The organism is Streptomyces similanensis, from assembly GCF_039543625.1.
Classification (GTDB): domain Bacteria; phylum Actinomycetota; class Actinomycetes; order Streptomycetales; family Streptomycetaceae; genus Streptomyces; species Streptomyces similanensis.
Genome location: NZ_BAABKC010000049.1, coordinates 62,160 through 85,326, shown reverse-complemented (window position 1 = coordinate 85,326; position 23,167 = coordinate 62,160). Strand labels below are relative to the sequence as shown.

17 protein-coding genes are annotated in these 23,167 nt (G+C 74.7%); 11 read left to right on the top strand and 6 right to left on the bottom strand.

Annotated features, from left to right (window positions below; genetic code table 11):
• Positions 1 to 2,946: NPCBM/NEW2 domain-containing protein (locus ABEB07_RS17850; RefSeq protein ID WP_345669237.1), on the top strand; the 2,946-nt coding region annotated here is incomplete at its 5' end.
• Between the two features lie 184 nt (positions 2,947 to 3,130).
• Complete coding sequence (locus tag ABEB07_RS17845; protein ID WP_345669236.1) at positions 3,131 to 6,142, top strand: SpoIIE family protein phosphatase; 3,012 nt, start codon at positions 3,131 to 3,133, stop codon at positions 6,140 to 6,142.
• Positions 6,143 to 6,167: 25 nt separating this feature from the next.
• Here ABEB07_RS17845 and ABEB07_RS17840 read toward each other — a convergent pair whose 3' ends face one another.
• Positions 6,168 to 7,043, bottom strand: coding sequence for an SGNH/GDSL hydrolase family protein (locus ABEB07_RS17840; RefSeq protein ID WP_345669235.1), 876 nt, complete (start codon positions 7,041 to 7,043; stop codon positions 6,168 to 6,170).
• Positions 7,044 to 7,537: 494 nt separating this feature from the next.
• On the opposite strand from ABEB07_RS17840, the gene ABEB07_RS17835 reads away from it, so the two are divergent.
• The 9 genes from ABEB07_RS17835 to ABEB07_RS17795 all read left to right on the top strand — a co-directional run bounded on the left by ABEB07_RS17835 (position 7,538) and on the right by ABEB07_RS17795 (position 18,240).
• Positions 7,538 to 8,062, top strand: coding sequence for a hypothetical protein (locus ABEB07_RS17835; RefSeq protein WP_345669234.1), 525 nt, complete (start codon positions 7,538 to 7,540; stop codon positions 8,060 to 8,062).
• Between the two features lie 394 nt (positions 8,063 to 8,456).
• Positions 8,457 to 10,592, top strand: a complete 2,136-nt coding sequence (locus tag ABEB07_RS17830) for a hypothetical protein (RefSeq protein ID WP_176147783.1) — start codon at positions 8,457 to 8,459, stop codon at positions 10,590 to 10,592.
• A gap of 88 nt (positions 10,593 to 10,680) precedes the next feature.
• Positions 10,681 to 12,318 (top strand): GT4 family glycosyltransferase PelF, encoded by a 1,638-nt coding sequence (gene pelF, locus ABEB07_RS17825; protein WP_345669233.1) that lies wholly within the window; start codon positions 10,681 to 10,683, stop codon positions 12,316 to 12,318.
• Positions 12,315 to 13,721, top strand: coding sequence for a hypothetical protein (locus tag ABEB07_RS17820; RefSeq protein WP_345669232.1), 1,407 nt, complete (start codon positions 12,315 to 12,317; stop codon positions 13,719 to 13,721). Before pelF ends, ABEB07_RS17820 begins: the two co-directional genes overlap by 4 nt.
• Positions 13,722 to 13,911: 190 nt before the next feature.
• Positions 13,912 to 14,913 carry a GDP-mannose 4,6-dehydratase gene (locus tag ABEB07_RS17815; RefSeq protein WP_345669231.1) on the top strand — a complete coding sequence of 334 codons (1,002 nt, stop codon included), beginning with the start codon at positions 13,912 to 13,914 and terminating at the stop codon, positions 14,911 to 14,913.
• A 31-nt stretch (positions 14,914 to 14,944) separates the two neighbouring features.
• Positions 14,945 to 15,658: a nucleotidyltransferase family protein gene (locus ABEB07_RS17810; RefSeq protein ID WP_164588281.1), complete on the top strand. Its 714-nt coding sequence runs from the start codon at positions 14,945 to 14,947 to the stop codon at positions 15,656 to 15,658.
• Positions 15,659 to 15,665: 7 nt separating this feature from the next.
• Positions 15,666 to 16,595: an NAD-dependent epimerase/dehydratase family protein gene (locus ABEB07_RS17805; RefSeq protein ID WP_345669230.1), complete on the top strand. Its 930-nt coding sequence runs from the start codon at positions 15,666 to 15,668 to the stop codon at positions 16,593 to 16,595.
• On the top strand, positions 16,592 to 17,254 hold the full coding sequence (locus ABEB07_RS17800; RefSeq protein ID WP_345669229.1) for a spherulation-specific family 4 protein: 663 nt from the start codon (positions 16,592 to 16,594) through the stop codon (positions 17,252 to 17,254). Before ABEB07_RS17805 ends, ABEB07_RS17800 begins: the two co-directional genes overlap by 4 nt.
• On the top strand, positions 17,251 to 18,240 hold the full coding sequence (locus ABEB07_RS17795; RefSeq protein WP_345669228.1) for an endo alpha-1,4 polygalactosaminidase: 990 nt from the start codon (positions 17,251 to 17,253) through the stop codon (positions 18,238 to 18,240). Before ABEB07_RS17800 ends, ABEB07_RS17795 begins: the two co-directional genes overlap by 4 nt.
• A gap of 15 nt (positions 18,241 to 18,255) precedes the next feature.
• On the opposite strand, the gene ABEB07_RS17790 is transcribed toward ABEB07_RS17795, so the two are convergent.
• The 5 genes from ABEB07_RS17790 to ABEB07_RS17770 all read right to left on the bottom strand — a co-directional run bounded on the left by ABEB07_RS17790 (position 18,256) and on the right by ABEB07_RS17770 (position 23,120).
• On the bottom strand, positions 18,256 to 19,476 hold the full coding sequence (locus ABEB07_RS17790) for a cytochrome P450 family protein (RefSeq protein WP_345669227.1): 1,221 nt from the start codon (positions 19,474 to 19,476) through the stop codon (positions 18,256 to 18,258).
• A gap of 176 nt (positions 19,477 to 19,652) precedes the next feature.
• Positions 19,653 to 20,576: a Rieske (2Fe-2S) protein gene (locus ABEB07_RS17785; RefSeq protein ID WP_345669225.1), complete on the bottom strand. Its 924-nt coding sequence runs from the start codon at positions 20,574 to 20,576 to the stop codon at positions 19,653 to 19,655.
• A 93-nt stretch (positions 20,577 to 20,669) separates the two neighbouring features.
• Complete coding sequence (locus ABEB07_RS17780; protein WP_345669224.1) at positions 20,670 to 21,515, bottom strand: SAM-dependent methyltransferase; 846 nt, start codon at positions 21,513 to 21,515, stop codon at positions 20,670 to 20,672.
• 58 nt (positions 21,516 to 21,573) lie between these two features.
• Positions 21,574 to 22,818 (bottom strand): spore photoproduct lyase family protein, encoded by a 1,245-nt coding sequence (locus ABEB07_RS17775; protein ID WP_345669223.1) that lies wholly within the window; start codon positions 22,816 to 22,818, stop codon positions 21,574 to 21,576.
• 71 nt (positions 22,819 to 22,889) lie between these two features.
• Positions 22,890 to 23,120 (bottom strand): hypervirulence associated TUDOR domain-containing protein, encoded by a 231-nt coding sequence (locus tag ABEB07_RS17770; RefSeq protein WP_164582341.1) that lies wholly within the window; start codon positions 23,118 to 23,120, stop codon positions 22,890 to 22,892.
• Positions 23,121 to 23,167: the final 47 nt, after the last annotated feature.

Below are 23,167 nucleotides of genomic sequence, written 5' to 3'. Positions count from 1 at the left end.
GACACCGAGATCGGGTCGGTCACCGGCTTCTCCGCGTCGGGCGCCGTCTACACCTTCACCGCGGGCGCGGCCAAGGCCCGCGTCTCGTTCGTCTCCGCCGACACCTTCCGCATCGAGGCGGCCCCGGACGGGACCTTCACCGACCCGGTCGGCGACGACATCGTGCTGCCGCAGGGCAAGCCGCCCGCCACCCGCTGGTCCGACCGCGGCGACCGCTACGAACTGTCCACGGCCGAAGTGACGTTGCGGGTGTACAAAGCGCCGCTGCGGTTCGCCCTGTACCGGGCCGACGGCACCCGGCTGTGGACGGAGTCCCGCGGCATCAGCTGGAACGGCACCGCCACCACGCAGACCCTCGCGCGCGGCGCCGACGAGCAGTTCTACGGCGCGGGCGAGCAGAACGGCAGCGGCAACACCTCGCACCGCGGCAAGACCCTGGAAGTGGGCGTCGACTACGACTGGAACGAGGGCGGCCACCCCAACTCCGTCCCGTTCTACCTCTCTTCGGCCGGCTACGGCGTCTACCGCAACACCTACGCCCCCGGCACGTACGCCTTCACCGACCCGGTCACCACCACCGAGCGGGAGAACCGGTTCGACGCCTACTACTTCGCCGGCGCCTCCGCCAAGGACGTCATCGGCGCGTACACCAAGCTCACCGGCCGGCCGATGCTGCCGCCGGTCTACGGCCTGGAGGTAGGCGACTCCGACTGCTACCTGCACAACGCGAACCGGGGCGAGCGGCACACCCTGGACGCCCTGAAGGTCGCCGACGACTACGCGAAGAACGACATGCCGCTGGGCTGGATGCTCGTCAACGACGGCTACGGCTGCGGCTACGAGGACCTCGCCGAGACCGCGCAGGGCCTGAACTCCCGCAAGGCGCAGATGGGCCTGTGGACCGAGAACGGCCTCGACAAGCTGGCCGACCAGGTCAAGGCGGGCCAGCGGGTGGCCAAACTGGACGTGGCCTGGGTGGGCGACGGCTACAAGTTCGCCCTGGACGGCTGCAAGGACGCCTACCGCGGCATCGAGGACAACAGCGACGCGCGCGGCTTCACCTGGGCGCCGGAGAGCTGGTCGGGCGCGCAGCGCTGCGGTGTGCAGTGGAGCGGCGACCAGTCCGGCAGCTGGGACTACATCCGCTGGCAGATACCCACCTACGCGGGCGCCACCATGTCCGGCCTCGCCTACACCACCGGCGACGTCGACGGGATCTTCGGCGGCAGCGCCAAGACGTACACCCGCGACCTGGAGTGGAAGTCGTTCCTGCCGGCCGTGATGACCATGGACGGCTGGGCCGCCAAGGACAAGCAGCCCTATCAGTACGGCGAGCCGTACACCAGCGTCAACCGCAAGTACCTGAAGCTCAAGGAGTCCCTGCTGCCGTACATGTACACGTACGCGGCCGAGGCCCACCGCACCGGTGTCGGCCCCGTGCGGCCGCTGGCGCTGGAGTACCCGGGCGACGCGAAGGCGGCCGGCGACGCGGCCAAGTACGAGTTCCTGACCGGCGAGGACTTCCTCGTCGCGCCCGTCTACAGCGACACCGCCGTCCGGAACGGCATCTACCTGCCCGAGGGCGACTGGATCGACTACTGGTCCGGCCGGACCTACCACGGCCCGACCACGGTGGACGGCTACCAGGCGCCGCTGGACACCCTGCCGCTGTTCGTGAAGGCGGGCGCCGTGATCCCGATGTGGCCGGGCGTGAACTCCTACCAGGACCGCACCGCCGGCTCCCCGCTCGCCTGGGACGTCTACCCGCGGGGCGGCAGCTCCTTCACCCTCTACGAGGACGACGGCGTCACCCGCGCGCACCGCGCGGGCGCGTACTCCGAGCAGCCGGTGACCGTGACCGCGCCGCGCGACGGTGCGGGGGCGGTGCGCATCGCGGTCGGCGCGGCGAAGGGCGACTTCACCGGCAAGCAGAAGAGCCGCCCGTACGCCTTCACCGTGCACACCGGTTCCTCGCCGGGGCACGTCGCCCTGGACGGCCGTGCCCTCCCCGGGTCCGCCTCGAAGGCGGCCTTCGACGCCGCCGCCGAGGGCTGGTGGTACGACGCCTCGGACCGGGCCGGGGTCGTGCACGTCAAGACCCGCTCGCTGAGCACCGCCCGCGGGTTCCGGGTCGACCTGGCCGGGGCGAGCGCGGTGGGCGGCAGGGTTCCCGCGGCCACGGGCGCCGTCTCGCTGACCCGTCCCGAGGAACTGGGCGCCGGGATGTCCGGCAAGGTCACGGCGGAGTTCACCGCGGGCCGCACGGGCAGCTCCGCGACCCGGCTGTCGGTGAGCGCACCGCAGGGCTGGACCGTCTCGCCGGAGCGGACCGTGGGGCGGCTGAAGCCGGGCGAGCGGGTGAGCGCGGACTTCACCGTGACGGCGCCGGCCGGGGCCACGGCGGGCGAGGCCGTGCTGACCGCGACGGCACGCTACCGGGCGGCGGGCGAGGACCACGTCACCGCACAGCGGTCCGCGCTGCGCACCATGCCGGCCCCGCCCGGCGGCGACAGCTGGGCGAGCGACCTGCCCTGGCTGAACTCCGCCAACGGCTACGGGCCGGCCGAGCGCGACCTGAGCAACGGGGAGTCGGCCGCGGGCGACGGGCACCCGCTCACCCTGAACGGCACGGCCCACGCCAAGGGCATCGGTGTGCACGCCGACTCCGACATCGAGTTCTGGCTCGGCGGCCGGTGCTCCGCGCTGACCGCGACCGCGGGCATCGACGACGAGATCAACGGCTACGGAGGCGTCTCCTTCTCGGTCGTCGCGGACGGCAGGACGGTGTGGTCCTCCCCCACCGTCACCGGCACGTCCGACCCGCTGCCGGTGGACGTGCCGCTGGCGGGGGCCCGCCATGTCCATCTGGTGGTGACGGACACGGACGGCACGAAGTCCGGCGACCACGGCGACTGGGCGGACGCGAAGTTCCACTGCGCCGCCTGATCTACCGGGCGCCGTCGCCCGGGTTCCTCCGCGCAGGCGCCCGCGGCGCGGCGGCCCTCGCTCACCCGCGACCGCTCCCGCACGGTGTGCGGGAGCGGTCGCGTGCGTGGGGGGCCGGGTGGGCGCGAGCGGCCGCGGATGGGCGTGCCGAGCGGATGCCACGCCGTCCGCTTACGCTGGCTGGGTGGAGTCCTACCCCACTCCTGCGGGCGGTCACGGCAACCGGGAGCCGCCGGTCGCCGGCGTCCGTCCGGAAATCCTCGCGTCCTGGCAGCGCTCGCACTCGCTCGGCATCGACCAGGAGGGCGTCGTCCTGCCGGTCGAGCGCGACCTCGATCCGGACGCCCGGCTGATCAGGGCCGCGGGCCCGGTGCTCGACCGGCTGCGCGCCCGCTTCTCCGGCCTGCCCATCACGATCGCGCTGGCCGACGCGCAGGCGCGGATCGTGGACCGGCGGGGCGACCCGGCGGGGCTTGACCTGATGGACGCGGCCTCGCTGGTGCAGGGCGCCAACGTCGACGAGCGGTTCATGGGGACCAGCAGCGTCAGCATGGTGCTGAGCACCCGGGCGCCGTTCGTCGTCGTCGGCCAGGAGCACTTCCTGCACAGTCTCAAGGAGCTGACCTGCATGGCCGCGCCGGTGCGCGACCCGGTCAGCGGCAGCGTGCAGGGCGCGGTCAACCTCTCCGTCCCCCGGGAGCTGGGCGAGCCCGGGATGGCGCTGATGCTGCAGGACGCCACCGAGCGCATCGGGGACCGGATGCTGGAGCTGAGCTCGGCCCGCGAACGCGAGCTGCTGCGCTCCTTCGGCCGGGCCGGGCGGACCGGAGGCAGGGGCCGCCTGGACCTCGGCTCCGGGGAGCTGCTGCGGCCCGGCGGACCGGTGCCCGAGCTGAGCGCGCGGGAGCGGACGGCGCTGCTGGAGCGGGCCATCGAGCTGATCTCCGCGGGCGGCGAGCCGTACGCCGAGGTGACGCTGGCGGGCGGGCGCGTCGCGCTGCTGCGCCGCCGGGAGCTGCGGCACGGCGAGGCCGGGGGCGCGGCGGTCGAGGTCGGCTTCGCGGACCGGCGCGGTACGGCGGCCACACCCCGCACCGTCACGGCGACGGCGACCGCGCCCGACGGCCGTGAGGTGCCTCTGCTGGGCCTTCCCGACCTGGCGGCGGGCGGCCGGGAACGGGGCGGCCGGGACCGGATCGAACCGCCGCGACCGGAGTCGGCGGGGACCGGGCCTCCCCCGTCCGAGGCGGAACGCCCCCCGTCCATGGCACCCGTGGCACCCGAGTCGCAGGGCCCGGATCCGGCCGCGGCACGGGCGCGCCCGGCCGCGGAACCCGGGAACGGACGACCGGCGGCGGACCGGTCGTCCGACGCCGAGCCCGCCGACCGGTGGCTGCTGCTGGTGGGCGAGCCGGGCGTCGGCCGGATCGCCGCACAGGCGCGCGGCCGGCTGTCCCTGCTGAACGAGGCGGGCGGCCGGCTCGGCACCACCCTGGACATGCGGCGCACCGCCGAGGAGCTGGCGAAGATCGCCGTGCCGGACTTCGCGGACCTGGTCGTCGTCGATCTCGTCGAGAGCGCCCTGACGGGCGCGGAGCCGCCGCTGGGCCGGCCGTGCCCCGCCAAGGCGCTGCGCCGGGTGGCGGCCTGGGCGGGCGAGGAGCACGAAGGCGCTCCGGCCGGCGGCGTGGGCGAGCCCGTCGGCTACCCGGCCGGCACCCCGCAGGCACGCTGTCTGGAGACCGAGCGGCCGGTCGCCGACTCGGTGCCGACCGCCGCGCTGACCGGGCTCCCGGCCCGGAGCGCGCACCCGGTCGAGCTGCTCGGCGAGGGCGTGCACCACTACCTGGGCGCGCCGTTGTGCGCCCGCGGTTGCGTGCTGGGGCTCGCCGGGTTCTACCGCCGTGGCGGCGGGCGGCCGTTCGAGCAGGACGATCTGACGCTGGCGGGTGAGCTGGCCGCCCGGGCCGCGATCAGCGTGGACAACGCCCGCCACTACCGCCGGGAGCACCAGGCGTCCCTGACGCTCCAGCGCAGTCTGCTGCCGCGCGCCCTGCCCCGGGTCAGCGCCGCCGGTCTGGCCTCGCGCTATCTGCCCGCGGACGCCTGGGCGGGCGTGGGCGGCGACTGGTTCGACGCGATCCCGCTGTCCGGGATGCGGGTGGCGCTGGTCGTCGGGGATGTGCCGGGCAACGGGCTCCAGGCGGCGGCGACCATGGGCCGGCTGCGCACGGCGGTGCAGACGCTGGCCGGGCAGGACCTGCTGCCGGAGGAGGTGCTGAGCCATCTGGACGACCTGGTCAGCCACACCCTGACCGAGCCGGGCGGCTCCCCGGACGGCGAACAGGACCCGGCGACGGGGGCGACCTGTCTGTACGCCGTGTACGACCCGGTGTCCTGCCGCTGCACGGCGGCGCGCGCCGGCCATCCGCCGCCCGCGCTGCTGCCCCCGGACGGCGGGGCGCACCTGATCGACCTGCCGGCCGGGCCGCCGCTCGGGCTCGGCGGGATCCAGCCGTACGAGTCCGCGACGGTCGCCGTGCCGGCCGGCAGTCTGCTGGCCCTGTACACCGACGGACTGCTGAAGGAGGAGCGCGGCTACGGGGACACCGACGCGCGTCTGGCCCGGCTGCTGGCCTCGCTGGACGAGAGCGGTCCGGTGCTGGAGGACGTGTGCGACGGGGTCACCCGGACCCTGCTGCCCGGCGGCCCGCACGACGACGTGGCCCTGCTGCTGGCCCGGGTGCACGCGCTGCCCGAGGACCGGGTGGCGTCCTGGGAGTTCGCCTCCGATCCGTCGGTGGTGGCGCGGGCCCGGGCGGTGACCTCCGCCCAGCTGGCGGCGTGGGACATGGCGGACCTCGACTCCAGTACCAGCCTGGTGGTCAGCGAGCTGGTCACCAACGCCGTGCGCTACGGCGGCCAGGGCCCGGTGGGCCTCAGGCTGCTGCGGGGCGACTCGCTGATCTGCGAGGTGTCCGACCGCAGCAACACCTCGCCTCGGCTGCGGCGGGCGGCCACGACCGAGGAGGGCGGGCGCGGACTGTTCCTGGTGGCGCAGTTCACCACGAACTGGGGCGCCCGTTACATGCGGCAGGGCAAGACGGTCTGGGCCGAGCAGGTCCCGCACGGCGGCCGGCCCGAGCGGGAGATCGACGAGCGGGCGCTGCTGGCCATGTTCGACGACGAGGGCTGACCGCCGGGCCGGACGCGCGCTCCGGTCAGCCGAGGCCGAGGACGCTCATGGTCCGTTCGGCCATGCGCTGCTCGCCGAGGGCGTTGGGGTGGACGGGGACGATGTTCTTGCCGAACAGGAGCGGTTCGATCCAGCGGGTGCCGTCCGGCTTGCAGGCGTCGTGCCCCTCGGACGCCTGGGCGAAGTCCACGTAGGTGGCGCCGCTCTCCTCGGCGGCGCGTTGCACGACGGCGTTCAGATGCGCCTGGATGCCGCGCAGGTAGGCCACGTCACCGGAGGCGACGGGCAGTTTGACGAAGCAGGAGGGGTCGGGGGCGGCCGGGGTGATCCAGGGGTATCCGAGGACGGCCACGCGGGCGTGGGGCGCCTTGTCGCGGACGGCGCTCAGGGCGGCTTTGAGTGCGGGGTAGGTGGTGGCGTCGATCTGGTCGTCGAAGTGGGTGCCGTTCTGGTCCTCGCAGGGGCTGCCGGCGCCGCCGCTGAGGACGCCCGCCGTGGCGCAGGCGGTCAGGGCGTTGATGAAGGTGCCGTTGTCGTTGCCGCCGATGGTGAGGGTCACCAGGTCGGTGCCCGTGCCGAGGGCCTGGACCTGCGGGGCGACCAGCGGGTACTGGGACTGGGTGAAGTCCTTGGTCTGGGCGCCTCCGCAGGTCGCGTCCTTGAGGCGGGCGCCGGTCCGGGAGGCGATGACGTGGGGGTAGTCGGCGGTGGAGCGCAGACAGAGCAGGTTGGTGACGTCGACGGGCAGGACGCCGGAGCCGGCGCTGTAGCTGTCGCCGAGGGCGACGTAGTCGAGGGAGGTGGCGGCCTGGGCGGAGGCCCCGGACAGGCCGAGGGCCAGCGCCCCGGCGACCGCCATTGTCGCGGTCATGACACGGCGCAGCGCATGCTTCTTCGACATGTGCTCTCTTTTCTCGTCTCGGGAGGCGGGCGCGAGGACGGTGCGGCGCTCGCGGAGGACGGACGCGAGGGCTACCGGCGGGTTCTACCGTTAGGTAATGTGCAGCGGCCGCCAGGGCGGGTCAACGTTGCGGACCGAAGTTCTTGAAACGCTCACAAGTCGCCCCGCGGACGCAGGTGTTCGCCACCGGCAAGCTCCCGGCTCGCGCTCCACCGCCACCGCCACCGCCACCGCCACCGCCACCGCCACCGAGCGTCGGGTACGCGCCAAAGTGAGCGGACGCGGACTACCGGATTCCGACCGGCGCGCGCTCCGGCCGCCCCCTGGAGCCACCCCGTCACCATGTCGATACGGTGCGTGTTCGACTGTCGCACACGCGGCCGCACCACTTCCCCACCGGGCCTTCACGCTCCGCACACCTTCGGCCAGGCCGGCCTCAGGGCGGCACCCGAGGGGCAGACGGGGCGACTGTCGCTTCTCTAGCCTCCCGGGCCATGCGATCACCTCTGATGCGGCGCCTCGGCCTCGCCACCGTCCTCGGTCTCGTCCTCGCCGTCTTCGGCCTCGCCCCCACCGCGAGCGCGGACCCGGCCCCGGCCGCCCTGACGTTCTCCACCGACACCGCGACGACCACGCCCGGCGGCTCGGTCCAGCTGTCCATGACGCTGACCAACAACCGGACCTACGACGTCTGGTTCGTCTACCAGACGATCGACCCCACCTGGCTGACCACCCAGCGGCCCGACCTGAAGTACAGCTTCACCGGCTGCACGCTGGCCACGGCCGCCGGCAGCACCCCCTGTTCGGGCACCGGCCCGGCCAACCTCGGCGGCAACTACGGCGCGACGATCCCGCCCGGCCAGAGCCGCACCGTGACCCTGACCCTGCAGATCGCCGCCGACTCGGGCTGCAACGGCAACATCGGCTTCTACTCGTACTTCTACGCCGAGTTCAGCGACAGCGCGAACACCAACGGCGGCCCGGTCTACACGCCGGACGTCCGGGTGGCCTGCGCCTGAGCGCCGTGGGCGCCGTCCGCGATGACCTGATTCCGGCCTGCGGCCGAGGAGTCGGCACGCGCGCGCCGGCGGCGCCCCCGCCGGCGGACCGGAGCCGGTCCGCCGGTGCCCGCACCCGCCCCGACCTGCGCACGCGCCCCCGCGGGCCCTCTCGTGCCACGGCTGCCGCCGGGCCACCGCAAGCGCGTTCCGCGGCCGCGGCCGACACCGTGGTCACCTGCGTTTTTCCGTCAGGACGCGCAGTACTGCCACGAAAGTCACACAAACCCATCACCATATGACGCGACGGATGTGTGGCGACCGGTCTCGAGGGGATGCCGGCGTCGCGCAAGGGGGTGCGTCCGCTCCGCGGAGCCGTGCTCACCCCTGCCCGGGGGGAGAGGACTTCACCGCAATGAAGCGGACCATTCGCACCACCGCGCTCACGGTGGGCGCGCTCGTCGCCGCGCTGGGGGTGCCCGCGGGCGCCGCGCACGCCGACACCACCGCGCCCCGTGTCGACCTGCGCACGCTGATCGTCAGCGACGGCGGCCCCGCCACCGACGCGATCGCCGCCGAACTCGACACCGCGGGCACGCCCTACACCAAGATCGATCTGACGCAGTCCGGCAGACCCGTGATCGACGCCGCCTTCCTCGCCGACACGGTGAACGGCCGGCCGCGGGCGAAGTACCAGGCCGTCGTCCTGCCCAACGACAACCCGTTCCCGGCGGGCTCCGCCGAGATGACGGCCCTCGCGACCTACGAGTCGGCCTACGGCATCCCGCAGGTCGACGCCTACACCTACGCCCGCCCCGAGGCGGGACTTCAGTACCCGACGGCCGGCGGCTACTCCGGCAGCATCGACGGCGTACAGGCCCAGGTGACGGCGGCGGGCAAGGCGGGGCCCTTCGGGTATCTCGACGGAGCCGTGCCCTTCGAGGACAACTCCCCCACCGTCGGCGAGAGTTACGCCTACCTGGCCCAGCCGGCGCCCGGCGCCGACTTCACCCCGTACGTCGAGGCCCCGATCCCGGGCGGCTCCACCCGCGGCTCCCTGGTCGGCGAGTACCGGCACGACGGGCGGCGCGAACTCGTCGTCACCTTCGTCTACAACCAGTACCAGCAGCAGTTCCGTCTGCTGGCCCGCGGCATCGTGGAGTGGATGACCGGCGGCGTGCACCTGGGCGCCACCCGGAACTACTTCGGCGTGCACGTCGACGACGTGTTCGCCGCCGACGACCGCTGGGACACCCGGCTCAACTGCACGCCCGGCGACGTGGACTGCCCCATCGGGGAGGGCACCCCCGACCCCATCCGCATGACCCCGGCCGACGTCGACTACGCCACCGCGTGGGAGAAGGACCACGGTTTCACCCTCGACCTGGTCTACAACGGCGCCGGCAGCGTCGACGAGCGGTCGGACCACAACGGCGCCGACGCGCTCGCCGACAAGCTGATCGCCGACCGCGACCAGTTCCGCTGGGTCAACCACACCTACACGCACGCCTTCCTCGGCTGCCAGCAGGACGTCACGGTGGTGCCCTGGAAGTGCGCCACCAACGCCGACGGCAGCACCAAGTGGGTCAGCCGGCAGGACATCTCCGACGAGATCGCCCTCAACCGGGTCTGGGGCCAGAGCGCCGGACTGCCGCTGCAGAACGACGAGTTGGTCACCGGCGAGCACTCGGGTCTGCGGATCCTGCCGCAGCAGCCCGCCGACAACCCGAACCTCGGCCCGGCGCTCACCGACAACGGCGTCGCCTGGCTCGCCTCCGACAACTCCCGCGACCCCGCCCAGCGCCAGGTCGGCCCCGCCACGACCGTCTCCCGCTACCCGATGAACGTCTTCTACAACGCCGGGCACGCGAGCGAGCAGGTCGACGAGTACAACTGGATCTACACCAGCCGCGCCCAGGGCGGCAGCGGCATCTGCGAGGACAACCCGGCCACCACCACCTGCCTGCCGGCCCCGCTGGACACCACCACCGGCTACACCGACCACATCGTGCCGCTGGAGACCCGCATCGCCCTCGGGCACGTCCTCGCCGGCGACCCCAAGCCGCACTTCATCCACCAGTCCAACCTCGCCGAGGACCGTCTCGCCTACCCGGTCCTGAACGGTGTGCTGGACGGCTACCACGCCCTGTTCACCGACAGCACCCCCCTGGTGAACCTGCGGATGAAGGACATCGGCACCGAGCTGAAGCGGCGCGCCGCCTGGCAGTCGGCCGTACGGGCCGGCCAGGTCACCGCGTACCGGGTCGGCAGCACGGTCACCGTGTCGGCACCCGCCGGACTGGCCGTCACCGCCACCATGCCCACCGGCACCACCCAGGGCCTGGGCGCGTTCGGCACGGCCTACGCGGGCGCGAGGTCCGGCTGGACCAGCAGCACCCTCGGGCTGCCGCTGGTCTTCACCGTGCCCTCGTCGGCGCCGGCGCACGCCGTCGTCCCGGGCACCGCCTCCGTCAAGATCACCGTCCCCGCACCCCGCACCCGGATCCCCGCGGGTGTGAGCCGGCCGACCGCCGGTACCGCGACGGACTGAACGGCGCACCGAGCACCACCGGTCCCGGCCGCCACCGCGCGGCCGGGACCGGCACGACCACCTCACACCTCGGCCGTGGAGCACCTCGATGCACGTTCACCACGGCGCGCGCCGCACCGACCCGGCGCGCGTCACCCTGCTCACCGAAGGCACCTACCCGCACAGTCACGGCGGCGTCAGCGTCTGGTGCGACCAGCTCGTCCAGGGCATGCCGGACCTGGAGTTCGACGTGCTCGCCGTCACCGGCACCGGCCGCGAGCCGGTCGTGTGGGACCTGCCCGGGCACGTGTCCCGGGTGCTGTCCGTCCCCATGTGGGGCGACCCGCCCGAGGGCCGTGCGCCGCGCGGGCGCGCCCGCAACCGGCTCGCCGCCGCCTACGAGCGGTTCCTGACGGCGCTGCTCGATCCGTGCGCCGAGGACGGCTTCGCCCCGGCGCTGTACACGATGGCGCGGGCCGCCGCCGACGGCACGCTGAGCCCCTTCCTCCGCGGCGACCAGGCGGTCTCGGTGCTGAGCGCCGTGTGGAACCGGCCCGGACTGGTGGTGCGCGAGGCCGGGCCGACGCTGCACGACGCGCTCACCGCCACCGGCCTGCTGGAGCACGCGCTGCGGCCGCTGGCCGCGCCGACGCCGGGCGGCGGCGTGGCGCACGCCGTCAGCGGCGGGGTCGCCGTACTGCCCGGACTGGCCGCGCTCGAACAGCACGGCGTCCCGCTGCTGCTGACCGAGCACGGCGTCTACCTGCGCGAGCGCTACCTCGGCTACCGCACCGCGCCGTACCGCTGGCCGGTGAAGGCGGTCGTCCTCGGCTTCTTCCGGCTGCTGGCCGAGGAGAGCTACCGCAAGGCCGCGCTGATCACCCCCGGCAACCGCTACAACCGGCTGTGGGAGGAGGAGGGCGGCGCCGACCCGCAGGCCATCCGCACCGTCTACAACGGCGTGGACCCGGCCGCCTTTCCGCCGGCCGGGCCCGAGCCCGAGTCGCCCACGCTCAGCTGGGCGGGCCGGGTCGATCCGATCAAGGACCTGGAGACCCTGATCCGCGCCTTCGCCCTGGTACGGGCCGAACTCCCCGACGCGCGGCTCAGGTTGTTCGGCGGCACCCCGCGCGGCGGCGAGGCCTACCGGGAGCGCTGCGAGGCGCTGGCCGCCGAGCTCGGACAGGGGGACGCCGTCCGGTTCGAGGGCCGGGTGGAGGAGATCAAGGACGCCTACGCCGCCGGGAACGTGGTGATGCTGTCCAGCATCAGCGAGGGATTCCCGTTCACCCTGATCGAGGCCATGTCGTGCGGCCGGGCCACCGTCTCCACCGACGTGGGCGGAGTGCGGGAGGCCGTCGGCGACACCGGCCTGGTGGTGCCGCCGCGCGACCCGGCCGCCATGGCCGCCGCCGCGCTGCGGCTGCTGGGCGATCCCGGACGCCGCCGGGCGATGGGCGAGGCGGCCCGGCTGCGGGTCATCGAGCAGTTCACGCTGCGCCAGACCATCGACACCTTCCGCTCCATCTACCTGGAGCTGTCGGCGCGACGGCAGGCCCCGGCCGCCGCGACGGCGGCGGCTGTCCGCACGGACCTCCGCGCCGCCACGGCGGGAGCCGCGGGGCCGGGCGGACCGCACGGACCAGTGGGTGTGGCGGGTGCGGCGGGTGTGACCGCCGTCGCGACCGGACCGGCCGACGCGCCGGCATCCCAGGCCGGGCCGGTCGCGGGGAGCGTGGCCATATGAGCGGGCCCATGTCCCTGGAACCGGGCGGGACGGAGCAGGACACGCTGGCGATCCGGCTCGCCGGCCCCCGGCGTGTCCGGGCGCGCCGCGGTGACGACAGCACCCTCGCCCTGCGGCTGCCGCAGCTCGGCCCCGACGAGGCGGAGGTGAGCGGGCTCGCCGCCGAACTGGCCGACCGGATCGGCCCCGCCGTGCACCCCTACGAGGTCGCCGCGCTGCTGGAGGCGGAAGGACTGTCCGCCGACGTCATCCGGCACCGGTACGGGCACCCGAACCTGTTCTCGCTGGCCTCGGCGCTCTACGAGCGGGTCCCGCGCACCTTCCCCGAGCCCGCGCCCGCGAGCGACCCGTGGCGACCGGACCATGTGCGCTGCCTGCTGCGCGGAGTCCTGTTCGCGCTGCCCGGACTGGCCTATCTGCTCGCCGGACCGCTGTGGCGCCCCGGCGCGCACGTGTCCGCGCTCGTCGTGGCGGGCGTCGTCTCCTGGGCGTGGGGCCAGGCCCTGGGCCACCGCGCCCACCTGCGGATGACCACCGGCCGCCGAGAGGCCGGCCGGACGCTGCTGACCGGGGCCCCGCTGGGCGCCGTGCTGGCCACGGCCGCCGCCGCTCCGCTGGCCGGCGGCGCCACGGTGCTGTGGGTGGCGGCCGCGCAGTCGGCGTATCTGGCCGCCGCCGGAGTGCTGCTGGTGCTGGCACGGGAGCGGTGGCTGCTGGCCGCGCTCAGTCCGCTGGCCGCCGGTTCCGCGCTGCTGCCGTGGGGGGAGCCGGGGACGCTGCCGCGGGCCGGGCTGCCGCTGCTCGCGCTCGCGGCCACCCTCGCGGCCACGGCCCGGGCGCTGCGGGTCGTCCTCGCGGCCCCGGCCGCCGCCGACGGCCCGCGTCCGCGCCTCGCGGTGTCCCTGCCGTACGGTCTGTTCGGCCTGGCCGCCGCGGTCCTGGTGCTGCTGGAGGGCCGCCGGCACCCGTACGCGGTGATCGCGCTGACGGTGAGCATGGGACCGGCCGAGTGGCTGCTGTACCGCTACCGCGGCTGGTCGGTGACGGCGCTGCGCCGGGCCGCGACACCGGCCGGCTTCCTGCTGCGCTCGGCCGGGATCCTCGGCCTGTGCCTGCTCGCCTATCTGGCGCCGCTGCTGCCCGCGGCGCTGCTCACCGGTGCGCCACCGGCCGAACTGCTGTTCCTGGCCGCCACGTTGTGGACGGCGCTGCTGCTCCAGGCGTTCGGCGCGGGCTGGCCGCCGGCCGGTGTCTGCGCCCTGGCGGCCGGCTGCGCGGGCGCGGTCGCCCTGCTGCGGCTGCCACCCGGGGCGGCCGCGCTGCCACTGTGCTGCGGCGTCGCCGCGCTGTGTCTGGCGGCCTGTGTGCTGCGGCTGCTCGGCCGCCCGGCCCCGCACATGTGACCGGCCGGCCCACCGCGCGGACGGCGCCCGGGCCGGCGGTGCGGCCGCCTCCCCCTCCCGAGGTGCGCGCCGCACCCCGCGAACGCGGCGACCCGACCCCGCCCCGCCCCAGCACCCGCACCCGCACCCGCACCCGCACCCGCACCCGCACCAGACGTATGCCAAGCAACGTGACCGAAAGGACAACGAGTTGACTTCCGCACCGCTCGCCGCCGTCACCGGAGCCGAGGGCTTCATCGGCTCCCACCTCACCGAGGCCCTGGTCGCCTCCGGCTATCGGGTCAGGGCCATGGCCCAGTACAACTCCTTCTCCTCCTACGGCTGGCTGGAGACCCTGTCCGCCGACGTCCTGGACCAGGTGGAGATCGTCCTCGGCGACGTCCGCGACCCCGGCTCCGTGCGCGGGCTGCTCGACGGGGCCGACTGCGCCTACCACCTGGCGGCCCTCATCGCCATCCCCTACTCCTACCAGGCGCCGCACAGCTACGTGGACACCAACGTCACCGGCACCCTCAACGTGCTGGAGGCGGTCCGCGCCCTCGGCACACCGCGCCTGGTGCACACCTCCACCAGCGAGACCTACGGCACCGCGCAGACGGTGCCGATCACCGAGGACCACCCCATCCACACCCAGTCGCCGTACGCCGCCTCGAAGGCGGGCGGGGACCGGCTCGCCGACAGCTACCACGCGAGCTTCGACACCCCGGTGGTCACGCTGCGGCCCTTCAACACCTTCGGGCCGCGCCAGTCGATGCGCGCGGTGATCCCCACCGTCATCGGCCAGGTGGCCGCCGGGCAGCGCACCATCACCCTCGGCGACCTGCGTCCCACCCGCGACTTCACCTTCGTCAAGGACACCGCGCGGGCGTTCCTCGCGGTGGGCACGGCCGCGGCCGAGCGGGTGGTGGGGCGCACCTTCAACGCCGGCACCGGCGGGGAGATCTCGGTCGGCGACCTCGTCGCGCTGATCGGCAAGGTGATGGACACCCCGCTGGACGTGCGCGAGGACTCCGAGCGGCTGCGCCCGGCCAACTCGGAGGTGATGCGGCTGGTCGCGGACGCGACCCGGCTGGCCGAGGCCACCGGCTGGCAGCCCGCGCACACCCTGGAGCAGGGCCTCGCGCACACCGTGCAGTTCTTCCGCGACCCGGCCAACCTGGCCCGCTACAAGACCGGCATCTACAACATCTGACCCGTCCGGCACGTCCACGAAGGAGAGGCCCATGCACGCAGTGATACTGGCCGGAGGCAAGGGCGTCCGGCTGCGGCCCTACACCACGGCGCTGCCCAAGCCGCTCGTGCCCATCGGCGACCAGCACGCCATCCTGGAGATCGTGCTGCGCCAGCTCTCCGCGGCCGGCTTCGCCAGCTGCACCATCGCCATCGGCCACCTGGGCGAGATCATCCGCGCCTACGTCGGCGACGGCTCCCAGTGGGGCATGCGCGTCGACTACTCCACCGAGGAGAGTCCGCTCGGCACCATGGGCCCGCTGCTGACCATGCGCGAGCGGCTGCCCGAGACGTTCCTGGTGATGAACGGCGACGTCCTCACCGACCTCGACTACGCCGACGTCCTGCGCCGGCACCGTGTCTCGGACGCCCCGCTGACCATCGCCACGTACGCCCGTCAGGTGCACATCGACTTCGGCGTGCTGACCACGGACGCGAGCAAGGTGGTCGCCTTCACCGAGAAACCGAAGATGGACTACCGCGTCTCCATGGGCGTCTACGGGCTCTCGCGCACCACGCTCGACGGCTACACGCCCGGTCTGCCGCTGGGCTTCGACGAACTGGTGCTCGACCTGCTCGCCGACGGACGCCCGCCGCACGCCTACGAGTTCGACGGATACTGGCTGGACATCGGCCGCCCCGACGACTACGACCGGGCCAACGCCGAGTTCACCACCCGCAAGTCGCTTCTGCTCAAGGGAGCCTGAGCACCACATGCGCATTCTCGTCCTCGGCGGCACCGGATATCTGGGCCGCCACGTCGTCGGACACCTGCGGGGCCTGCCCGGCGCCCGGGTGTCCGGCGCCGGCCGCTCCCCGGGCGCCGGCGTCGGCGCCCGGATCGATCTCGGCCGCGACCCGCTCAAACGGGTGACCGAACTGATCGAGTCGGTGACCCCGGACGCCGTCGTCAACTGCGCGGGCGCGACCGGCGGCGACGCCGTCACGCTCGCGGAGGTCAACGCCCGCGGCCCCGCCCTGCTCGCCGCCGCGCTGCGCGAGGCGGCGCCCGCCGCCCGGCTGGTACACCTCGGCTCGGCCGCCGAGTACGGCCCCGGCACGCCCGGGACGAAGGCGACCGAGTCGGCCGTCACCTGTCCGCTCGGCCCGTACGGAGCCACCAAGCTCGCGGGCACGGTCGCGGTGACCGGCTCCGGCCTCGACGCGGTGGTGCTGCGGGTGGGCAACCCGGTGGGGCCCGGGGCGCCGGTCACCGGGCTGCCCGGCCGGATCACCGCGCTGCTGCGCACGGCAGGACCGGACCCCAGCGCGGTGCTGCGGCTGGGCGACCTGTCGGCGTACCGCGACTTCGTCGACGTACGCGACGTGGCGCGCGCGGTGGGGCTCGCGGTCACCGCCGCCGGACCGCTGCCGCCGGTGCTCAACATCGGCGGCGGCGAGGCCGTCCGGGTGCGCGAGCTGGTGCGCCGGCTGGCCGCGGCGGCGGGCTTCGCGGGGCGGATCGAGGAGGACGAGGGCGGCTCGGACCGCTCGGCGCGGGTGTCCTGGCAGTGCTCCGACATCACCGCCGCCCACACGGCCCTGGGCTGGCGGCCGGAACACACCCTCGACGAGTCGCTGGCCGCGCTGTGGGCGGCGGCTCAGGCCGGCCCGCACGATCCGGGAGGCGACGGCACGCCGTGAATTTGCTCATTCCGCTGTACGTCCACCCCGCCGAGGATCCCGGCGCCTGGCACCGGCTGATCAGGGCGGCGGCGCACACCTACGGGGTGGTGCTGAACCCGGCCAGCGGACCGGGCGACGCCCCCGATCCGGCGTTCGCCTCGGTGGCGGGCGCGCTGCGGGAGGCCGGGGCGCGGCTGCTCGGGTACGTGGACACCGACTACGGGACGCGCGACGCGGCCGAGGTCGCCGACGAGGTGCGCCGGCACCGGGAGTGGTACGCGGTCGACGGCTGCTTCCTCGACCGGGTGACCGCGGCGCCGGACGGGCTGGCCGCCTGCCGGGGGCTCGTGCGCTCGGTCCGCCGGCTCGGCGCCGGGACGGTGGTGCTGAACCCGGGTGTGCACCCGGCGCCCGGTTATGTCCGGCTCGCCGATCTGACGGTCACCTTCGAGGGGCACTGGTCGACCTACGTGTCGGCGTTCAGCCGCCCGTCGTGGGCCGCCCGGCAGCCGCCCGGACGGCTCTGCCACCTCGTCTACGGCGTGCCCGAGGCGCTGGTGCCGCTGGCCGTGCGCACGGCGCGCGAGCGCGGCGCGGCCGTCTGCGGGCCGGTGACCGGCGAACCCCCCAACCCCTGGGTCGAGTTGACCCCCGCACTGACCGGGACGGAGCGATGAGGAAGACGGCACTGACGGGTGCGGCCGTGCTGGTCGCCCTGGCGCTGTCGGCGCTGACCGGCTGCTCCGGCGCCGACCGCGGCGAGGGCGCGCACCGGCCGTCCGGCACAGGCGGCACACGTGATCCGGGCGGCACACATGGTCCGGGCGGCTCGCACGGCTCGGAGGGCACGGCGTCGGGCTCCGCGCGGCCCTCGGCGCCCGGCTCCTCGTCCCCGCCCGCGACCGGCCGGCCCGCCCCCTCCGCCGCCTCCGGCTCCGCCACCGCCTCCGGCGGCCCCCGCACGGCCCGGTGGCGGCCGCGTCCGGGGCTGGCCTGGCAGTGGCAGCTGGACGGCAGGGTGGACCCGTCCGCCGACGTGCCCGTCTACGACATCGACGGCTTCGAGAACTCCGCTGCGGACGTGGCCCGGCTGCACCGCGCGGGCCGCAAGGTGATCTGCTACGTCAACGTCGGCTCCTGGGAGGACTTCCGGCCCGACAAGGACGCCTTCCCGCGCTCGGTGCTCGGCGCGGCCAACGGCTGGAAGGGCGAGCGCTGGCTCGACATCCGCCGCGTCGACGTGCTGCGGCCGCTCATGGAGCGGCGGTTCGACATGTGCCGGGACAAGGGGTTCGACGCGGTGGAGCCCGACCTGGTGGAGGGCTACGGCAACCACACCGGCTTCCCGCTCACCGCCCGCGACCAGCTCCGCTACAACCGGATGATCGCCGCGATCGCGCACGAGCGGGGCCTGTCGGTGGGGCTGAAGAACGACCTGCCGCAGATCCCGCAGCTGGTGGGCGACTTCGACTTCGCCGTCAACGAGGAGTGCGCGCAGTACGGCGAGTGCGCGCGGCTCACCCCGTTCGTCGCGGCCGGCAAGGCGGTCTTCCACGTCGAGTACGCGGAGCCGACCAGCAGCTTCTGCGCCGAGTCCCGGCGGCTGCGGCTGTCGTCGATGCGCAAGAAGCCGGAACTCGGGGTGTGGCGCAAGGCGTGCTGAAGGGCCGTGGGGGCGTCAGCCGCGTCGCGGGCCGGCGGGCTGCCGCCCGAAGCGCACCGGCAGGCTCAGCGGCCCGCGGATCAGCAGTCCGGGCCGCCAGGTGATCGCCGCCGGATGGATGTCCAGGGCCAGGTCGGGGCAGCGCTCCAGCAGCGTCCGGACGGCGACGCGCGCCTCCAGGCGGGCCAGCGGCGCGCCCAGGCAGTAGTGGATGCCGTGGCCGAAGGCGATGTGGCCGCGGGCGTCCCGGCGGATGTCGAACCGGTCGGGTTCGGGGAAGCGCGCGGGGTCGCGGTCGGCGTCGGCGAGGGCGACGAGGACGAGTTCGCCGCCGCCCGGAACGGGGGTGCCGGCCAGGGTGAGCGGTTCGGTGGTGAAGCGGTAGGTGGGGGTCTCCACCGGGCCGTCGTAGCGCAGCATCTCCTCGACCGCGCCGTCGATGAGCGAGAGGTCGGCGCGCAGGGCGGCCAGCTGCTCCGGGTGGGTGAGCAGGGCGAGGACGCCGTTGGAGATGAGGTTGACGGTGGTCTCGTGGCCGGCGACGAGCAGCAGCCAGGCCATGCCGACGAGTTCCTCGCGTGTGAGGCCGTCGCCGTCGTCGTCGGTGCCGTGGATCAGCCCGCTCAGGAGATCGTCGCCGGGGTTCCGGCGCTTGGCCGCGACCAGGTCCTCGATGTACCGCGCCATGGCGGCCGCCGCGCCGCGGCGCAGCTCCGGGTCGAGGGCGCCGGTGGCGTCGTTGGACCAGGTGCGGAAGGAGTCGCGGTCGAGGTCGGGGACGCCGAGGAGTTCGCAGATGACGGAGATCGGCAGCGGGAAGGACAGCGCCTCCACGAGGTCGGCACGGCCGTCGGGCGCGGCGAGCATCGCGTCCAGGAGCGCGTCGGTGGTCTTCTGGACGCGCGGGGCGAGTTCCTCCACCCGGCGCGGGGTGAACTCGCGCGAGACCAGCCTGCGCAGCCGGGTGTGCTCGGGCGGGTCGGCGATGAGCATGTGGGGGCCGGAGGCGACCGAGCCCAGCGGCAGCGCGGGGGACGCCTTGCTCCAGTCCTTGGTGAGCCGGGGGTCGGCGAGTGCGGCGCGGCCGGCCTCGTGGCCGACGACGAGCCAGGCCTCGGCGCCGCCCTCGGGCATCCGGATACGGTGCACCGGGCCCTTGGCCCGCAGCCGCGCGTAGACCGGGTAGGGGTCGCGGGTGAAGGACTCGCCGAGCGCGGCGAGGTCGACGATGCGCACGGGCTGCCACCTCACTGATCGGGACCGGGTCCGGTCGGCGCGCCACGGAGCGCTTCGGCGCCCGACCGCCCGTCGACTCTAGCCCGAACCGCCGTGCGCCGGACCGGGTTTGCCGCGGTCGTCGCGCCGCACCCGGTCCACCGGGGACGGGGTGCGGGCGGGCTGCCGGGGGCCGGTCACGGGGTGCGCAGCCGGGCCTCCACCCGGTCGTCGACGACGCGGGTGTCGAAGGCGGGCTGGGGCGCGGTGGCCGGGCCCTGGACGTTCCAGCCGTCGGAGAGGCGGAAGACGCTGCCGTGCCAGGGGCAGCGCAGGCACCCTTCCTCGACGGCGCCCTCGGAGAGGGGGCCCGCCATGTGGCTGCACCGTTCGGCGAGGACGTACACCGTCCGGGGGCCCTGGCGGACCACGACGACGGCGATGCCGTCGATCTCGCGCCGCACGGGAGTGCCGTCGGGCAGGTCGGCGAGTTCGGCGACCGGGTGCCAGCCCGGGGAGACCAGGTGCGGCACGTGTTCGGCGTGGTTGGCGCCGGAGGCCTGCCGGTAGGCCAGGTGGCCGCCGAGCGCGCCGCCCGCGGCGACCGCGCCGAGTCCGGCGAGGCCGAGCAGCTTGCCGCGGGCCTCCCGGCCGCGCAGCCGCGCGGTGAGCGACCCGGTGTACAGGGCGAGGGCCGTCATGTTGGCGACGGCGTGGACGGCGCCGACGCGCATCTGCTGGGGGTGCAGCTCGGCCCAGTCGACCAGGCCGGAGACGGCGGCCGGTGTGGCGGTGAGCAGTCCGGTGGCGATCAGGGTGCGGACGGCGCGGCGCTGTCCCGGGATGAAGTCGAGGACGGCCGCCGACATCCAGCTGCCGATGGGCAGCTGCACCATGACGGGGTGGACGGGGTGGCCGAGCCACCGTCCGTGCAGGCCGTCGCGGAGCGGGCCCAGGGGCACGGCGTGGACGGCGTCGCGGATCCTGTCGAGCATCCGGTCGGCTCCGGAGAACCGTTCGAGCCGGTCGACGGCGCGCAGGATGCGGCCGGGACCGGCTTCGTCGGGCAGGAGACGGCCTGCTGCGGCCGCGGCGCGGCGGGTGCGCGTGGTGTGTGTCATGGGTGCCGAGTAGCCGCCCTGGGCGCGGGCAATCGGGGTACCGGCCGGGGCGCCGCGCCGGGTGGCCGGGAGTGCGGGGGTGCGGGCGCGGGGTCAGGTCCGCGCCACCGGCCGTTCGGCGGGCGCGTCCCGGTCGGGCGCGGTGCGCAGGGCGCTGAGGAATCCGGCGGTGGTGGCCCGCTGGGTGGGGCGTCCGTAGTCGGCGGCGACGGTGACGAGGTCGCTGATCCGCACGGACCAGCCGTGCCGGGCGAGCCACTCGTGGGTGCCGGGGCCGAGTCCGCCCTTCCACAGGTCGGTGAGGGGCGCGAGGGCGGCCTCGCTCGGGGTGGCGCGCACGTCCCTGCCCCGTTCGAGGAAGAGGCGGCTGCCGGCCGCGGAGAGGGCGCCCACGGTCGACAGCAGCTGTGCGGCCTCGTGCTCGGCGAGGTAGACCAGGAGTCCTTCGGCCAGCCACGCGGTCGGCCGGGCCGGGTCGAAGCCGGCCCGCAGCAGCAGGTCCGGCCAGTCGTCGCCGAGCAGGTCGGCGGCGACGGCGGTGCGCTCGCAGCGGGCCGCGGCCGTCTCCTGGGCGAGGACGCGTTCCTTGAACGCCAGCACGGGCGCGAAGTCCAGTTCGAACAGGCGGGTGCCGGGCCGCCAGTCCAGGCGGTAGGCGCGGGTGTCCAGCCCGGCGGCGAGCAGGACGACCTGGTCGCAGCCGGCCGCGAGGAGGCGGTCGTCGTAGAAGCGGGTGCGGATCACGCCCTGGAAGGCGAGGGCCCGGGCGAAGTCGCCGGTCCGGTCGGCCGGGGGCCGGGGCGTCCCGGAGGCGGTGACGAAGGCCGCGGCGTAGGGGTCCCGGAAGAGCGGCTCGGGCCGGGCGGTCTCGACGGCCCTGACCAGGGCCACGGACAGGGCGGTGCGCGAGACCGCGCTCAGGGGCTCGGATGTCGTCATGCCCCGGAAGCTACCTCCGCGCCGTACGGCCGCGTTCCGCGGCCCCCGGACGCGGCGGTCAGAAGGCGTAGCGCAGGGTGAGCCAGGGGGCGTGCGCCGCGATCAGCTCGCGCAGCCGCTGTACGGCCGGGCCCTTCACGCCGGTGCGGTAGCGGACGTTGGTGTCGCCGTTCTGCGACCGCTTGGCCTGCTGGAGATCGGGGCGCCACAGCAGGTCCTCGGCCCGCGGGTGCCAGCCGAGGTTGACCTCGTGCAGCTCGCGGTTGTGGGTGAGCAGGATGACCTCGGCGGCGGCCTGCGCCTTCACGGCCGGCGGCAGCACGTCGTCGAGGTGGCGCAGCAGCTCGCCCCAGTCCGCCTCCCAGCCGGGCCGGAGGACGACCGGCGACAGGTTGAAGTGCACCTCGTACCCGGCCTCCAGGAAGTCCCCCGCGGCGGCGATCCGCTCGGCGACCGGGCTGCACCGGATGTCCAGCATCCGGGAGTCCCGCGGCGGCATGACCGAGAAGCGGACGCGGGTGCGCCCCCGGGGATCGAGGCCGAGCAGGTCGCGGTTGACGAACTTGGTGGCGAAGCTGGCCTTGGCGGTCGGCCAGGAGCGGAAGGCGCGGATCAGATCGGCGGTGTTGTCGCAGATCAGCGCGTCGACGGAGCAGTCGCCGTTCTCGCCGACGTCGTAGACCCAGGCGCTGGGGTCGCACTGGTTGGGCTCGGGCTTCACGCCCTGGCCGGCGACGTGGCGTCCGAGGTGGGCGATGATCGCGTCGATGTTGGTGAAGACGGTGATCGGGTTGGCGTAGCCCTTGCGGCGCGGCACGTAGCAGTAGGCGCAGGCCATGGCGCAGCCGTTGGAGGCGCCGGGGGCGATCCAGTCGGCGGAGCGGCCGTTGGGCCGGGTGGTGAGCGTCTTGCGGACGCCCAGGACCAGGGTCTCGGTCTTCACCCGCACCCAGCGCTCGACGTTGCCCTCGTTGCCGTGCAGGTGCGGGACGCGCCAGTGGGAGTCGACCTCGATCAGGCGGGCGTGCGGGAAGCGCGCCAGGATCTGCCGGCCGCGCGGCGAGGCCGCCGCCGCGGGCTCGGCGTGGATCTCGCGCACGTCCAGCAGACGGGCGGCCTCGGGGGACGGGGCCGCGGGCGCCGGGGCGCGGTCGGGCCGGGTCCGTGCGGGCCCCGGGGTGGGCTCGCCCGCGGTCTCGGGGGACGGGTCGCCCGCGGTCTCGGGGTACAGGTCGCCGAGCGGGAAGAGGCTCTCCTGCCGCGAGAGCCGCGGGCCGGGTCCGGCCCGGTGCGAGGGGGGCATACGCGTTCCGGTGGGTGGGGAGGTGCGGCGGGCGCTTCCATTGTCCCGCGTGTCCCCCGCCGGAACCGCCGCTACTTCTTGCGCTTGAGGGCGGACGGCTTGTGCACGGCCGAGCGGCCGGACTTGTCGCTGCGCACCTCGTACTGGGGTTCGTCGGACGACGCGTCCACGGTGCGGCCCGCGGCCTGCGTCCGATCGGTGATCTCGCGCCGCACCGTCCCCGTGGTCTCACTGCCGTGCGTGCGCCAGGCGACCTTGTCGCCCTTGGCCGGCCGCTTCTTCCCTGAGGTGTCCTTCGCCATGGGAGTGCTCCTTCCGGACACGCCCGGAGCGTGTCCGCGTCCCACCC